Here is a 13,533-nt window from a genome sequence, read left to right on the forward strand (position 1 = left end):
GGTGCGGGGCCGGTAGGAATGGTCGATGCGCCACCGATGGTGAGCTTCAGGTGCTCGGTATTCGGCGGATAGCAGATCTTCGGTTCGACTTCGTGGCAGCCCTGGTACTGAATGTCCAGGGCAAGCGTTGTGGTGCTGGTGGTGAGCAGCTTGTACGGCACGCGGGCTTCGATATCGCCGTGGTAGATCTCGACATCGCCCAGGTACTCGTCATGCTTCTTCAGGCCGTCGGGCAGCGTCGGGTCGCTGAGCGACACCGCGGCAGGATCCGCCGCCTTGATCTTGATCCGGCCACGGTAGAGGTAGTAATCCGGCGCGATGCGCCAGTGCAGCTTGACCATGCCCGGCTGGCTGGCATCCGTCGTGAGGTGGAAAGCCTCGGTGACGGGCAGCAGGTCGTCGTCGCTTTGTGCGAACGCGGGCAGGGCAACGAGCAACAGGCCGAATACGGCGACCAGGTTCCGCGCAAGGCGGCGAAGCGACGACATGGTGATCTCCGTGGAGCAAGAGCGGTGACGAGGCGCGTGGGGCGTCGACCATTATGACCGGGCGAACCCGGGTTAGCTTGCGTCGACGCCGACGCTGGCCTCCAGCCACGCCAGGTAGGGCGCATGCCCGGCCACGACGGGGAGGGCGACGATTTCCGGTACGTCATAAGGATGTCGCGCCAGGACGAAGCGCTCCAGGGCGGCGAACGCCTCTCGGGTCGTCTTCGCCACCAGCAGGTCTTCCTCGTCGGTGACGATCTCGCCTTTCCAGCGGTAGGTGGAGCGCACTCCCGGTAGCCGGTTCACGCAGGCGGCCAGACCCGCCTCCACAAGGGCGCGGGCGAGCGATTCGGCGGGTTCGCCTGATGGGCAGGCAATGAGGACGGCGATGGGTTCGGACATGGGCCGATTGTCGTCTCTTCCGCCCTTTTTTGAACCCGGGGCCTTGAACGGTTTCGTGCCGCCGCCATCTGTCGAGCAACCGCAGCTCTTCCGAATCAGGAAAGCTTAGGGCTAAAATTCTGGCACTCACCCTGAGCAAGTGCTAACAGGGTGGACCTTTTTCCTTATCCGTCAAACACATGTTTGGAGAAGTCATGAGCAAACTGCGCCCGCTGCACGACCGCGTCATCGTCAAGCGCCTCGAAGAAGAGCGCGTTTCCGCCGGTGGCATCGTTATCCCGGATAGCGCCACCGAGAAGCCCACCCGCGGCAAGGTCCTCGCTGCCGGTACCGGTCTCCTCCTGGCCAGTGGCCAGCTCCGCCCGATGGGCGTGAAGGAAGGCGACGTGGTCCTGTTCGGCAAGTACGCCGGCCAGGAAATCAAGGTCGACGGCGAAGACCTGGTCTTCCTGAAGGAAGACGACATCGTGGCGGTTCTGGAAGGCTGAGCGTTCGCTCGCCCCGTTCTCCCCGATCTCATCCACTAAATATCTAAGGATTCAAAGACCATGGCATCAAAAGAAGTCCGCTTCGGTGAAGACGTCCGCGCTCGCATGCTGAAGGGTGTCAACACCCTCGCCAACGCGGTCAAGGTCACCCTGGGCCCGAAGGGCCGCAACGTCGTGATCGAGAAGAGCTTCGGCGTCCCGACCGTCACCAAGGACGGCGTCTCGGTCGCGAAGGAAATCGAACTCGCCGACAAGTACGAGAACATCGGCGCGCAGATCGTCAAGGAAGCCGCCTCGAAGACCTCCGACGTGGCCGGTGACGGCACCACGACCGCGACCGTCCTCGCCCAGGCGTTCATCCAGGAAGGCCTCAAGGCGGTTGCCGCCGGCATCAACCCGATGGACCTCAAGCGCGGTATCGACCAGGCTGTCATCGCCGCCGTCGCCGAGCTGAAGAAGCTGTCGAACCCGACCGCTGACGACAAGGCGATCGCCCAGGTCGGCACGATCTCGGCCAACTCCGATTCGAACATCGGTGACATCATCGCCACGGCGATGGGCAAGGTCGGCAAGGAAGGCGTGATCACGGTTGAAGAAGGTTCGGGCCTCGAGAACGAGCTCGACGTCGTTGAAGGCATGCAGTTCGACCGCGGCTACCTGTCGCCGTACTTCATCAACAATCAGCAGTCGCAGCAGGTTGAGCTGGACGACCCGTTCATCCTCATCCACGACAAGAAGATCTCGAACGTTCGCGAGCTCCTGCCGGTGCTCGAGGCTGTCGCCAAGGCCGGTAAGCCGCTGCTGATCGTTGCCGAGGAAGTCGAAGGCGAAGCCCTGGCCACCCTCGTCGTCAACACGATCCGTGGCATCGTCAAGGTCGCCGCCGTCAAGGCGCCGGGCTTCGGCGATCGTCGCAAGGCGATCCTGGAAGACATCGCCGTCCTCACCGGTGGCACGGTCATTTCCGAGGAAGTCGGCCTGGCGCTGGACAAGGCCACGATCACCGACCTCGGCCATGCCAAGCGCGTCGTGATCACTAAGGAAAACACCACGATCATCGATGGTGCCGGCGAAGCCACGCTTATCCAGTCGCGCATCGGCCAGATCAAGGCGCAGATCGAAGAGACCTCTTCGGACTACGACCGTGAGAAGCTGCAGGAGCGTGTTGCCAAGCTTGCCGGCGGCGTTGCCGTCATCAAGGTCGGCGCCGCGACGGAAGTCGAAATGAAGGAAAAGAAGGCCCGCGTCGAAGACGCCCTGCACGCTACGCGCGCAGCCGTCGAAGAAGGCGTGGTCCCGGGCGGCGGCGTCGCCCTGATCCGTGCACTGAAGGCGCTCGAAGGCCTCAAGGGCAAGAACACGGACCAGGACCTCGGCATCGCGATCACGCGTCGCACGCTGGAAGCTCCGCTCCGCGCCATCGTCACCAATGCCGGTGAAGAGGCTTCGGTCATCGTCAACCAGGTCAAGGCCGGTGAAGGTAACTACGGTTACAACGCCGCCACGGGTGAGTTCGGCGACATGATCGCCTTCGGCATCCTGGACCCGACCAAGGTCACCCGCTCGGCACTGCAGTTCGCCGCGTCGGTTGCCGGTTCGATCATCACGACCGAAGCGGCCGTGACGGAATTGCCGAAGAAGGACGACGGCCACGGCCATGGCGGCGGCGGTGGTGGCATGGGCGGCATGGGCGGTATGGACTTCTAAGTCCAGCCCTCCGGCTCGCTATACGAAGAGGCCCCGCGAAAGCGGGGCTTCTTTTTTGTATGCGAGCGCGAACATCCTTTCATGGATCAGTGCGTCGAATCGGCAACTACACGTAACGTCTTGCGGACCACGTGGCGGCGGCGTAGAAAATGATCGTGTACACACCCAAGGAGTACGGCCATGACATGGAAACTGAGTCTTCTTTCGCTTTGCCTGGCGTTCGAATGCGCCGCCTGCCAGACACATCTGTCGCGGCCGCAGGCCGCCGGTGACGACACCGCGTCGCGGCTCAACGCCCGTTACGACAAGACGGATATGGCCTGTGACGGCGGCAGGGCCGCCTATTACTGCAACGGCGTGCTGATTCGCGCGACCGATGCGGTTCCGACTGACGATGAACCCGATCGCCACGCCTGGGAGCCGTCCCCGTGGACCGGGACGCCGGAGGCACTTTCCTTTAGCTATCTGCGCAAAGACGTGGGCAGTCGCATCCTCTACGGCGAGCACGCACGTCCCCATGGGCTGATCCTGAAAGAGGCCGAGGTAAACGGCAGCCCCGATACGTTTCCCATCACCCTTTTCTGCTCCTTTCCCCACGATGCCATTACGGGTGGCAGAGGGCCGAAGGGGTGCGGAGCCAGTTCTCTGTATCCCGTCGAAAGTGTGCCGTGCAAAGAGCAAGGCATCGACACCGTCGACGCATGGCGTAAGCACTTTGCGGCGGTGACCTCATTTCCCAACCAGTTCAATCACCAATGCGGCTTCGGCGTCGACCAGCCCTCGTTTGCGCTGAGCATCGCCTCTCGTGTGCCCGCCGGCATGGTTGACGTGATGCAGCACATGGAGCTGATGGTCGCGACCTGGCCACTGGATAAGCCGCAGGATGTGCCCTTCGAGGCGTTCTTCTACACCGCTGGGCCCTACGAGGAGAAGGGCCTGAAGGGAGCGCAACTCATTCAGCGCGATTACCAGCTGGTCACGGGCCGGGTTATTCCCATCGTCCGCTTCACTGTGGACGAAAATATCGAGCCCTTCAGTTACCGGGTGGAGGACCAGGCCGTCGTTCGCTGACGATCAATGCACGTCCCTGCGCGCCGCGGCAACTACTGTCCGGCGCCTGACTCCGCATCATGTTCCGCCTCGCCCGGCTGGCGGGCGACATCGATGCCCGCGTCGGGTAGGGCGTAACGCGCAAGCAGCGGATCGAGCTTGTTCGTCAGGCGAAGCAGGGCGATGTTGCCCATGGCGGTATCGGTCTGCTTCGTGCCGGCGTCTTCGGGCGCGGCGTTCGCGTCCGGTGAGCGAGTGAGCGAGGCGAGCTGGCCGCCGAGCACCTGGGTGAGGGCGAAATACGCGTCGTCGTGGATGCCGGCGCGTTCCAGTACGAGGCCGGGCAACATCCACGACGCCATATCGCCATGAACTGCCGGCGGGCCGTCGTTGTGTGCGTCTACAAGCACCCACGGGACCATCTGCGTATCGAACGGCTGGCCGTCACGAAACCCGGCGTGGTTATACGTGTTGGTCAACGCAGGAAGATGATCGCCGTAGAACAACAGGATAGTCGGACGCTCGCGTTTCGCGAGGAGGTCTGCCAGACGGCCGAGTTCGGCGTCCGCGTGATGCATGTGATAGACGTAGTTCTGCCACTCGAGCTTGTCCTTGCCCTCGACGCCGGCCGGGACGGGAATGGCGTCGCGCTCCGCGACGTTCGTGTTGTCGGAGCCATCGTAAGGGCCATGCGCCTCGATGCTGATCGCGAAGATGAGGCGCTGTGGACCGGCGTCAGGCAGCTGCGCCATGATCTCGTCGGTCATGCCGCTGTCAGCCATATAGGTGCCGTCGTTCTTCGCGTTCGCGGGGAAGCCGGCGCGCGAGACGAACCGATCGAAGCCGATAGCCTTGAACGCCGCCGGGCGGTTCCAGAAATTGGGGTTGTGTCCATGCAGGGCCACGGTTTCATAGCCGTGCGAACGCAGGGCGCGAACCATGCTGGGAACGACCTGGTTGTGCATATCCAGGTACGGGTAGCGCATGTTGCCGAAGTACCGCAGCGAGAGACCCGTGAGTACTTCGAACTCGGTGCGGATGGTCCCGCCTCCGAACGTGGGAACATGCAGGCCGCCGCCGCTGCCTTCCTGCGTGAGGCGATGCAGGTTGGGCGCGACATCCTCGTCGTAGCCATTGACACCCGAAGGATCGAAGAACGATTCACTCTGGATGATGACGATGTCCGGCGGCTGTCTCGTGTGCCGTGACGCGGCGGCCATGTGCTCACGCAACGCACCGTCGTTATCGCTGATCAGTTGCAGTGCGGCCTTCGGATCGTCCTTGGGCTTGTTGCGTGAGGCCTGAAGATGGAACTGCATGAGGTTGGAGACGACGCCGTTGTATCCCGCGTTTTCCGACGGCGACCAGGGCATCATGCCGAGGCGCTGGCCGTTGTAGATCTTGGCCCAGCCCGGTGTGCCCGCGAAGAGTGTGACGAAGAGGGTACCGAGGGCGAAGGTGGCGACGATGCGCCGGCCGTAGGTGCGGCGTGCGAAGACCGGTGGCTCGAAACGCACCAGCAGAACGACGACGGCGATCAGTGCCGCGATAGCCAGATACGGTGCGATCTCCCGGGGTAGATAACCCGAAAGGAGCGACAGACCGCCGTTACTCAGCTGGCCGACCAGCCCGAAATCCGCAGGCAACAGCGGCGTACCAAGATTCTTGACCTTGATCGCGCTTACCGCGAACACGATGCCCTGGGCAAGGAACGCGATGCCGAAGGACAACCAGGTGCGGCGCGTGAGGGTGAGCAGAAGGGTGGCCAGCATCAGGCCCGGCATGGCGTTGGCGATCAGGTGGCCGGGCCGGGCCATCCACTGGTCCGTACCGACGCCCGGATTGCCGTCGATGAATCCTGTGAAGAGAACGAACATGAGCGCCGAGACGACCGGGAGCGCGATGCGCCCCGCACGGTCACGCCAGGTTTTCGATTCGCTAGCCATAGAAGCCGACGTCCGCATCCAATCCCACTGGGGGTAGGGACTGTAACGGAACGGACATGAATCGGTTGTCATGGGAAGTCGCGGACTTTTCTACGATTCTTCGTAAGTTGACGCTTCAGGCACAATGGTGACCTCATGAACGCCTCCACGCCGGCTCCGCGCGAAAGCCCAGAACTACGCGCACTCATCGACCATCGTTACGCAGACGTGATGGCGGCATGCCGGGCTGCCCGGATTCCCGTTCACGACGACGCCGGCGTCGCCGAGCGTATCCGCCGCACGCTGGTCGCCTCCGATTTCGCCTTCGACGTCTTCCGCCGCCAGCCGGAGCTGCTCGCGCCGGCCGGTCTGGAGCGGCTGCGCGCCAGCGCGGACGCCGCGACGCGCGGTGGTCTGCTTGACCTCCCGGCGGACGAAGACCGCTGCATGTCCATACTGCGTCGGTTCCGCCATGCGGAAGCCGTTCGCCTTGTGTTTCGTGACGTCAACGGCCTCGATGACATCGACGAGACGCTCGCGTCGACAAGCGCCCTTTACGAGACCCTGCTCACCGCCGCCTTGCGTTGGTCGGAGAACTCGCTGCACGCGCGGTTCGGCGTGCCCCGAGACAGTGCGGGCGTCGAGCAGCGCATGGTCGTCGTCGGCTTTGGGAAGCTCGGCGGCAATGAACTGAATTTCTCCTCGGACATCGATCTCATCCTGGCGTACGCCTCGGCGGGCGACACCGACGGTTCGCGTTCGCTCGACAACGGCGAATACTTCATCCGCGAGGCACGCCAGCTGGTGCGACTGCTTGCGGAACCGACCGTGGACGGCATCTGTGCGCGGGTGGACCTGCGCCTGCGTCCGTTCGGCAATGCCGGCCGTCTCGCACTGCCGTTCGCCGCCATGGAGCAGTACTACCAGCGAGAAGGTCGCGACTGGGAGCGCTACGCATGGATCAAGGCGCGTCCCGTTGCCGGCGATCGCACGGCAGGACGCGAGCTTCAGGACATGCTGCGTCCGTTCGTCTACCGGCGCTACCTCGACTACACCGCCTTCGCCGGCCTGCGCGAGATGAAGTCGCTCATCGATGCGGAGGTGGCGCGCAAGGATCTCGCTGGCAACCTCAAGCTCGGTCCCGGTGGCATTCGCGAAATCGAGTTCGTGGTCCAGCTGACGCAGATGATCCGCGGTGGCCGCGATCCCGCGCTGCGTGTGCGCGGCCTGTTGCCCGCGCTGCGTGCGTGCGAGGCACGCGGCTACATTCCTGCCGCGCGTGCCAAGCTGCTCCGCTCGGCCTACCTGTTCCTGCGTCGCGTGGAGAACCGCGTGCAGATGCTGCGCGATGCCCAGACGCATGACATTCCCGACGACGAGCTGTCTCGCGAGCGCCTCGCCCTGGGCCTGGATTATCCGTCGTGGGACGCCCTGGCCATCGAGCTGGCGGCACACCGCGCGGCCGTCTCGGCCGAGTTCGCCGCCGTGCTCGTGCCCGAAGCGGGGCAGACCGCGACGGCCCCGGTCGCCGACATCGAACTGTGGACGGCGGCACGCGACGGCTCGCTGAGCGCGGCGACGCTGGAGGCCTCGGGTTTTACGGGCGCCGTCGACGCCGCGGAGCAGCTGACCAAACTTCCCCAGGCTGCAGCGGTACGTTCCATGTCCGCCCGCTCCGGCGAGCGTCTCGAACGACTGATGCCCCAGCTCATTGGCGCCGCGCGTGCCAGCGCATCGCCGTCCGCGAGCCTGCTGCGCATGGTCCGGCTGGTGCAGGCCGTGGCGCGACGGTCCTCTTACCTTGCCTTGCTCGACGAGCAGCCGAATGCGCGGCGCCGCGTTGCCGGCGTCTTTTCCGACAGTGCCTTTCTGGCGGAGCGCGTCATCGCGCAGCCCCTGCTACTGGACGACGTGCTCGATCCGCGCATCGACCAGCTTCCGCTGAAGCGCGCGGATATTTCCGCGGAGATCGCGCGCACCCTGGGCACGCTGGATGAACGCGACGCGGAGCGTGAGCTGGAGCGGCTCAACGAGTTCCGTTCGAGCATCGCGTTCCGTCTCGGCCTGGCCTTCAACGACGGGCGAGCCGACGCGCCGGCCACGGCGCGTCGGCTCGCGGGCCTTGCCGAGGCCATCGTGGCCGCCGTGCTGGCGCTGGCGACGCGCGAGCTGACGGCGCAGCACGGACGCCTGCCCGGCGAGGGGGGTGGATTTACCGTGTTGGGCTACGGCAGCCTGGGTGGCGAGGAGCTCGGTTTCGCCTCGGATCTCGATCTTGTGTTCGTCTACGACGGCAGGCTCGCCAACGCGATGAGCGATGGTGCGCGACCGGTTGACGGGACACGCTGGTTCCAGCGCCTTGCCCAACGCGTCATGCACTGGCTGAGTGCGCAAACGCACGCCGGCAAGCTCTATGACGTGGATACGCGCCTGAGGCCGGATGGCTCGAAAGGGTTACTGGTCGCCAGTGTCGATGCCTTCGAGGCCTACCAGCGCGATCGCGCATGGACCTGGGAGCACCAGGCGCTCTTGCGCGCACGAGCGGTAGCGGGCGACGTGCGGCTGGGTGGTGTGCTCGCCGATATACGCCGCGACATTCTTTCCACGCCGCGCGATAGCACCCGCGTGATCGCCGAGGTCAGTGCGATGCGGCGGCGCTGGCGTGCCGAGCGCGATCGTTCGGATGCCATGCGCCTGGACCTCAAGCAGGGCGTCGGGGCACTCATCGATATCGAGTTCGTGCTGCAGGGCATGGTGCTGGCTCACGCGGCCGAGCATCCGGCGATCCTCGACACGACGTCCAGCAGCACCTTGATCGACGCGTTGCGTTCGGTGGGGCTGTTCACCCAGCCGCAGGCCGACACGCTGCACGTCGCACACGCCGACCTGTTGCAGATGGGTCTGGCGTGCACGCTTGACCTGCGATCACGCATCGCCCAGCGCACGCCGGCGCTGGACGCCGCATGCGCGGGTGTAAGCCAGGTGGCGCGGGAGCTGGGTTTCGACCTGGAAGGCGTCGACGCCACGTCGTCACAGGCTGTCTGAACCGGGCGGCCGGCGGTATGCTGTCCGGCCGCTCACGGACCTGACCTGCGATGACCCGACCCTCGTTGTTGATCGACACCGACCCCGGCGTGGACGATGYCCTCGCCATCCTCATGGCGCACGAGCACGCCGATGTAACGGCGCTCACCGTCGCTGCCGGTAACGTCGGGCTGGGTCACACGTTGCGCAATGCGCGCACGCTGGTCGAGTTGGTCGGGGCGAAGACGCCGGTGTTCGGCGGTTGTCCCTCGCCGCTGGTGCGCGCGCCGGAGGAGGATGCGGCCTTCGTCCATGGTGCCGACGGCTTCGGCGATGTGGGCTTCGCGGAGCCGGCGCATCCCGTGCAGGCGGAGCACGCGGCCCTCGCGCTGATCCGACTGACCCGTGAACGACCGGGTGAGCTGACGCTCGTGGCCCTGGGTCCCCTGACGAATCTCGCCCTGGCGGTCCGGCTCGATCCTTCCCTGCCGCAGCGCGTAAAGCGCCTCGTTGTCATGGGGGGCGCGGTGACCGGGCATGGGAATACCGGGAAGATACCGGCCGAGTTCAACATCGGTTTCGACCCGGAGGCCGCGCATGTGGTTTTCGAGGCCTTCGACGCGTTCGACCTGGTCGACTGGGAGGCGACGGTGCGCCATGCCTTCTCCGACGAGGCCTACGAAGGCTGGGTCGCCGCCGGCGACGCCCGCGCTTCCTTCTTTGAAAAGATCTTCGGTACGGCGCGCCGTTTCAACGCCGAGCACGAGCGGACGGGCTTCATCGCCGCCGACGCGCTCGCCATGGCCGTGGCACTGGATCCGGACATAGTGACCCGCGCCGAGACGCGCCATGTGGCCATCGAACTGGACGGCCGGCTCACCCGCGGTGCGACCGTGGTCGACTGGCATCGCAGGCTCGGCGGCAAGCCGAACGCCCGGATCGTGCTCGAGGTGGACCAGGCCCGGTTTGGCGAATTGATTGCCCAGGCGCTAGGCGTCGCCTGATCGCTGCCCCTGTAGGAGCCGATTCATCGGCGCTCCCCCGGCGGCGGGCCAGGAGCTGGACTTGATGTCCCGACCACCGCTGGTTACAATGCCGCTCTTTTCACCCCGCTAATTCTTAGAGTCACGCCATGAAAGAGAACATCCACCCGAAGTACCAGTCCGTCGTTTTCCAGGACCTGTCGTCCGATTTCGCGTTCCTTACGCGTTCGACCATGTCCAGCAAGGAAACGGTCAAGTGGGAAGACGGTAACGAATACCCGGTGATCAAGCTCGATATCTCGAGCCACTCGCACCCGTTCTACACCGGCAAGCAGAAGACGCTGGACGTCGGCGGCCGCGTCGACAAGTTCCGTCAGCGCTACGGCCAGAAGTAAAACGGTTCCATCCGCGCGCCGCCTGCGGGGTGGCGTTTCGCGAGGATAGACAGACACGGGGTGAGCCCACGGCTTGCCCCGTGTCTTTTTGCGTGTGCGATTCGGATGCTGGCCAACGGACGTTTGAATAGCCTCTGTGCGATAATGGGGAACTTCGGCCGCACGCGGCGGCCGGTACGACACCTCTCCCCCGGGGTCGTTTTTTCCCAACATCGCTACGTTTCGCCAGTTGCTGGCGGAACGGGTACAGAGAGAAAGAGGAGCTCGCCGTGTCCGACGCCAAAACCGTCAAATTGGTCGATGAATCCAACAAGCCCGTGAGCGAACTGCCGGTCATCGGTGGCACGCTTGGCGCCGAGTGCGTCGACATCGGCACCTTGTACAAGGACACCGGTTACTTCACGTACGATCCGGGTTACGGCAGCACCGCCAGCACCAAGAGCGCCATCACCTATATCGATGGTGACAAGGGCGTCCTGCTGTACCGCGGCTACCCGATCGAACAGCTCGCCGAGAAGTCCACCTTCCTCGAGACCTCGTACCTGCTGCTCAACGGCGAACTGCCGAACAAGACCGAGTTCGCGAAGTTCGAGCACGACATCACGCATCACTCGATGATGCATGAGAACCTCAAGTTCTTCCTGCGTGGCTTCAACCACGACGCGCATCCGATGGCCATGCTGGCCGGTTCGATCGCCTCGTTGTCGGCGTTCTATCACGACAAGCTCGATGTCGATAACCCGGAAGACCGCAAGCTCGCCGCTATCCGCCTCATCGCGAAGATGCCGACGATCTCCGCCGCCATCTACCGTCACTCGATCGGCTGGCCGACGCGTTATCCGCGCAACAACCTCGAGTACGTCACCCGCTTCCTGCACATGATGTTCGAAGTGCCGAGCGAGCCGCTGGAGCTGAATCCGGTCGTCGCCAAGGCACTCGACCTGCTGTTCATCCTGCACGCCGATCACGAGCAGAACGCCTCCACCTCCACCGTCCGCTTGGTCGGTTCGACCGGTGCGAACCCGTACGCCTCGATCGCCGCAGGCATCACCGCGCTGTGGGGTCCGGCACACGGTGGTGCGAACGAAGCCGTGCTCAAGCAGCTCGGCGAGATCGGCACCGCCGACAAGGTCGAGACCGCCGTCAAGCGCGCGAAGGACAAGAACGATTCCTTCCGCCTTATGGGCTTCGGCCACCGCGTGTACAAGAACTTCGACCCGCGCGCCAAGATCATCCGCGAGATGTGCCACAAGGTGCTCGAGGAACTCGGCGTCAACGATCCGCTGCTCGATGTCGCGATGAAGCTGGAAGAAGCCGCGCTGAAGGACGACTACTTCGTGGAGCGCAAGCTCTACCCGAACGTCGACTTCTATTCGGGCATCATCTACAAGGCACTGGGCATCCCGGCCGAGATGTTCACCGTGATGTTCGCCATCGCGCGCACCTCCGGCTGGATCTCGCACTGGATCGAGCAGCACGAAACCCCGGGTGCCCGCATCGGTCGTCCCCGCCAGATCTACACCGGCGCCGACGTTCGCGACTACACTCCGAACGACAAGCGCTAAGAAGAAAAAACCCCGCGAAAGCGGGGTTTTTTTTGGTTCATCGCGGATTACCGGGGCCCGGGCGCTCGGCTTTTGGGAGGGCATTCTTTCGCACCTCGCACCTCGCACCTCGCACCTGGCTCGCCTTCGGCCTTGCGGGCTCGGCTTTGCCATCGCTTCGTACACGTGGGCGTCTCGCGGGGAGACCTTGGTGTCCACCCTCGCTGCTCAGACACGTCCTCCGCGTTCGAAAAGGAAGGCCGCTCACGCGGCCCATGTATCTATCTGGCCTACGGCCGCTCCACTTGTGCGGAACTCGCCTCGAGGGTGGACACCAAGGTCTCTCACGACGRTACGGTKGAGTGGCAGGAGAGCCGTTGGCGTGGGTGTGGCCGCCCAAGCGGRCCGTTACGGCGGTCGTGCTGGCATGTCATTTCCGGCTCGGTGAGCCTTCGTAGCCACCGCGCTGCCTCGCGMGGACGAYCGCRACCRGCGCGACGCGGTTGACSGTTYMRCGATGGCGAYGMGCCAGCRGCCGAAGCGGCGTTGCTTCGTCGGCTCGACCCGCRCGAACCTCARGGATGGGAAGAGTCTTCGGTGCCCACCCTCGAGGCGAGTTCCGCACAAGTGGAGCGGCCGAAGGCCAAATAAGTACATGGGGCCGCGCAGCGGCCTTTCCGGTACGAAACGCGGAGGACGTGTCTGAGCAGCGAGGGTGGGCACCGAAGACTCTGCGCCGCCACGCCTGCACGCCGAAGGCTCTGCGCCGCCACGTCTACACGCCGAAGGCTCTGCGCCTCACCGTCTTCGGCGTCCCCGGCATTCCGCGAAGAACCTTTTTTTGCTCCTACCGATCAAATGCAGGTGTCGACGCGTTGAACGCCTCGATGTCTTCCTCGGCAAGCAATGCCTGCACCATCGACGCGGTCGCCCGGCGCATCGGTCGGTCGTCCACGCGGTCCAGCGGTGCCTGACGCAGGGCATCCAGCGGCAGCACGGTCAGGTCGAACGGGATGCCGTCGGCGCCGAAGAGCAATACGGGATGCTCGCTTTGCTCGTTGCCCGACCAGCGCAGCCGCCGCGTCTGCGTCTCCAGGGGAATGCCTTGCTCCTGGAGAAACAGCACCGGTGCTTCCGGATCGTCGCTGAAGACATGCAGGCAAACGGCGGAGTGTTCATCGGCCGTGCCTTCGAGGACGGCGCCTACCAGTCGAGCGTCGAATCCGCGGAGGAACCGCAGCGCTTCCACAGCGGCTTCGCGTCGCGCGCGCAAGGCCTGTGGTTGCGAATCCGCCTTGAAGATCCGCTGATGTTCGCGAAGCGCATCTTCGATCTCGTTGTTACGGGGCAGTGCTTGCGTGTCGGCGATGCCGAGTCGCTCCGCGGCCTTCACCTTAGCGTGGTGGAAGTCGCGGATACCGTGCTCACTCATCAGGCGCGCCGCTTCCTGGGCGACAAGGGCGCGATGACGCTGCGTCCGGTCCTGTGCGTGGATTTTGTGGTGCTCGCCTCGTGCCATGACTCACC

General features: G+C 64.5%; 11 protein-coding genes. 7 read left to right on the top strand and 4 right to left on the bottom strand.

The genetic code is table 11. The features are described 5' to 3' along the window. Together AC1DSN_RS02625 and cutA are read right to left on the bottom strand one after the other, a co-directional pair. Positions 1-488: protein-disulfide reductase DsbD domain-containing protein (locus AC1DSN_RS02625; RefSeq protein ID WP_477329485.1), on the bottom strand; the 488-nt coding region annotated here is incomplete at its 3' end. Positions 489-560: 72 nt separating this feature from the next. Further along, positions 561-890, bottom strand: a complete 330-nt coding sequence (gene cutA, locus AC1DSN_RS02630) for a divalent-cation tolerance protein CutA (protein WP_213949756.1) — start codon at positions 888-890, stop codon at positions 561-563. Between the two features lie 194 nt (positions 891-1,084). On the opposite strand from cutA, the gene AC1DSN_RS02635 reads away from it, so the two are divergent. The 3 genes from AC1DSN_RS02635 to AC1DSN_RS02645 all read left to right on the top strand — a co-directional run bounded on the left by AC1DSN_RS02635 (position 1,085) and on the right by AC1DSN_RS02645 (position 4,156). Beyond that, positions 1,085-1,378 carry a co-chaperone GroES gene (locus AC1DSN_RS02635; RefSeq protein WP_046968171.1) on the top strand — a complete coding sequence of 98 codons (294 nt, stop codon included), beginning with the start codon at positions 1,085-1,087 and terminating at the stop codon, positions 1,376-1,378. Between the two features lie 60 nt (positions 1,379-1,438). Beyond that, on the top strand, positions 1,439-3,085 hold the full coding sequence (gene groL, locus AC1DSN_RS02640) for a chaperonin GroEL (protein ID WP_063570985.1): 1,647 nt from the start codon (positions 1,439-1,441) through the stop codon (positions 3,083-3,085). A 180-nt stretch (positions 3,086-3,265) separates the two neighbouring features. Further along, positions 3,266-4,156, top strand: coding sequence for a hypothetical protein (locus tag AC1DSN_RS02645; RefSeq protein ID WP_477295167.1), 891 nt, complete (start codon positions 3,266-3,268; stop codon positions 4,154-4,156). A 32-nt stretch (positions 4,157-4,188) separates the two neighbouring features. Here the strand turns inward: AC1DSN_RS02645 and AC1DSN_RS02650 are convergent, their stop codons facing one another. Beyond that, on the bottom strand, positions 4,189-6,081 hold the full coding sequence (locus AC1DSN_RS02650) for an LTA synthase family protein (protein ID WP_477329487.1): 1,893 nt from the start codon (positions 6,079-6,081) through the stop codon (positions 4,189-4,191). A 135-nt stretch (positions 6,082-6,216) separates the two neighbouring features. On the opposite strand from AC1DSN_RS02650, the gene glnE reads away from it, so the two are divergent. From glnE to AC1DSN_RS02670, 4 genes are all read left to right on the top strand, one after another. Next, on the top strand, positions 6,217-9,105 hold the full coding sequence (gene glnE / locus AC1DSN_RS02655; RefSeq protein ID WP_477295171.1) for a bifunctional [glutamate--ammonia ligase]-adenylyl-L-tyrosine phosphorylase/[glutamate--ammonia-ligase] adenylyltransferase: 2,889 nt from the start codon (positions 6,217-6,219) through the stop codon (positions 9,103-9,105). 50 nt (positions 9,106-9,155) lie between these two features. Next, the gene (locus tag AC1DSN_RS02660) at positions 9,156-10,088 is read left to right on the top strand and encodes a nucleoside hydrolase (protein WP_477329489.1); all 933 of its coding nucleotides are present in this window, start codon (positions 9,156-9,158) and stop codon (positions 10,086-10,088) included. A 128-nt stretch (positions 10,089-10,216) separates the two neighbouring features. Further along, a complete protein-coding gene (locus AC1DSN_RS02665) occupies positions 10,217-10,462 on the top strand; it encodes a type B 50S ribosomal protein L31 (protein ID WP_046966218.1) in 246 nt (81 codons plus the stop codon). Positions 10,463-10,731: 269 nt separating this feature from the next. Next, positions 10,732-12,027 carry a citrate synthase gene (locus tag AC1DSN_RS02670; RefSeq protein ID WP_063570990.1) on the top strand — a complete coding sequence of 432 codons (1,296 nt, stop codon included), beginning with the start codon at positions 10,732-10,734 and terminating at the stop codon, positions 12,025-12,027. Between the two features lie 826 nt (positions 12,028-12,853). Here AC1DSN_RS02670 and AC1DSN_RS02675 read toward each other — a convergent pair. Beyond that, positions 12,854-13,525 carry a hypothetical protein gene (locus tag AC1DSN_RS02675; protein WP_063573800.1) on the bottom strand — a complete coding sequence of 224 codons (672 nt, stop codon included), beginning with the start codon at positions 13,523-13,525 and terminating at the stop codon, positions 12,854-12,856. Positions 13,526-13,533 lie beyond the last annotated feature (8 nt).

This window comes from Luteibacter sp. P4_D7_3 (assembly GCF_056401735.1).

What these genes read in the sequence shown, in the direction of transcription:
- cutA (WP_213949756.1), bottom strand. Translation starts at nt 890, where the DNA reads ATGTCCGAACCCATCGCCGTCCTCATTGCCTGCCCATCAGGCGAACCC.
- AC1DSN_RS02650 (WP_477329487.1), bottom strand. Translation starts at nt 6,081, where the DNA reads ATGGCTAGCGAATCGAAAACCTGGCGTGACCGTGCGGGGCGCATCGCG.
- glnE (WP_477295171.1), top strand. Translation starts at nt 6,217, where the DNA reads ATGAACGCCTCCACGCCGGCTCCGCGCGAAAGCCCAGAACTACGCGCA.
- AC1DSN_RS02635 (WP_046968171.1), top strand. Translation starts at nt 1,085, where the DNA reads ATGAGCAAACTGCGCCCGCTGCACGACCGCGTCATCGTCAAGCGCCTC.
- AC1DSN_RS02665 (WP_046966218.1), top strand. Translation starts at nt 10,217, where the DNA reads ATGAAAGAGAACATCCACCCGAAGTACCAGTCCGTCGTTTTCCAGGAC.
- AC1DSN_RS02675 (WP_063573800.1), bottom strand. Translation starts at nt 13,525, where the DNA reads ATGGCACGAGGCGAGCACCACAAAATCCACGCACAGGACCGGACGCAG.
- groL (WP_063570985.1), top strand. Translation starts at nt 1,439, where the DNA reads ATGGCATCAAAAGAAGTCCGCTTCGGTGAAGACGTCCGCGCTCGCATG.
- AC1DSN_RS02645 (WP_477295167.1), top strand. Translation starts at nt 3,266, where the DNA reads ATGACATGGAAACTGAGTCTTCTTTCGCTTTGCCTGGCGTTCGAATGC.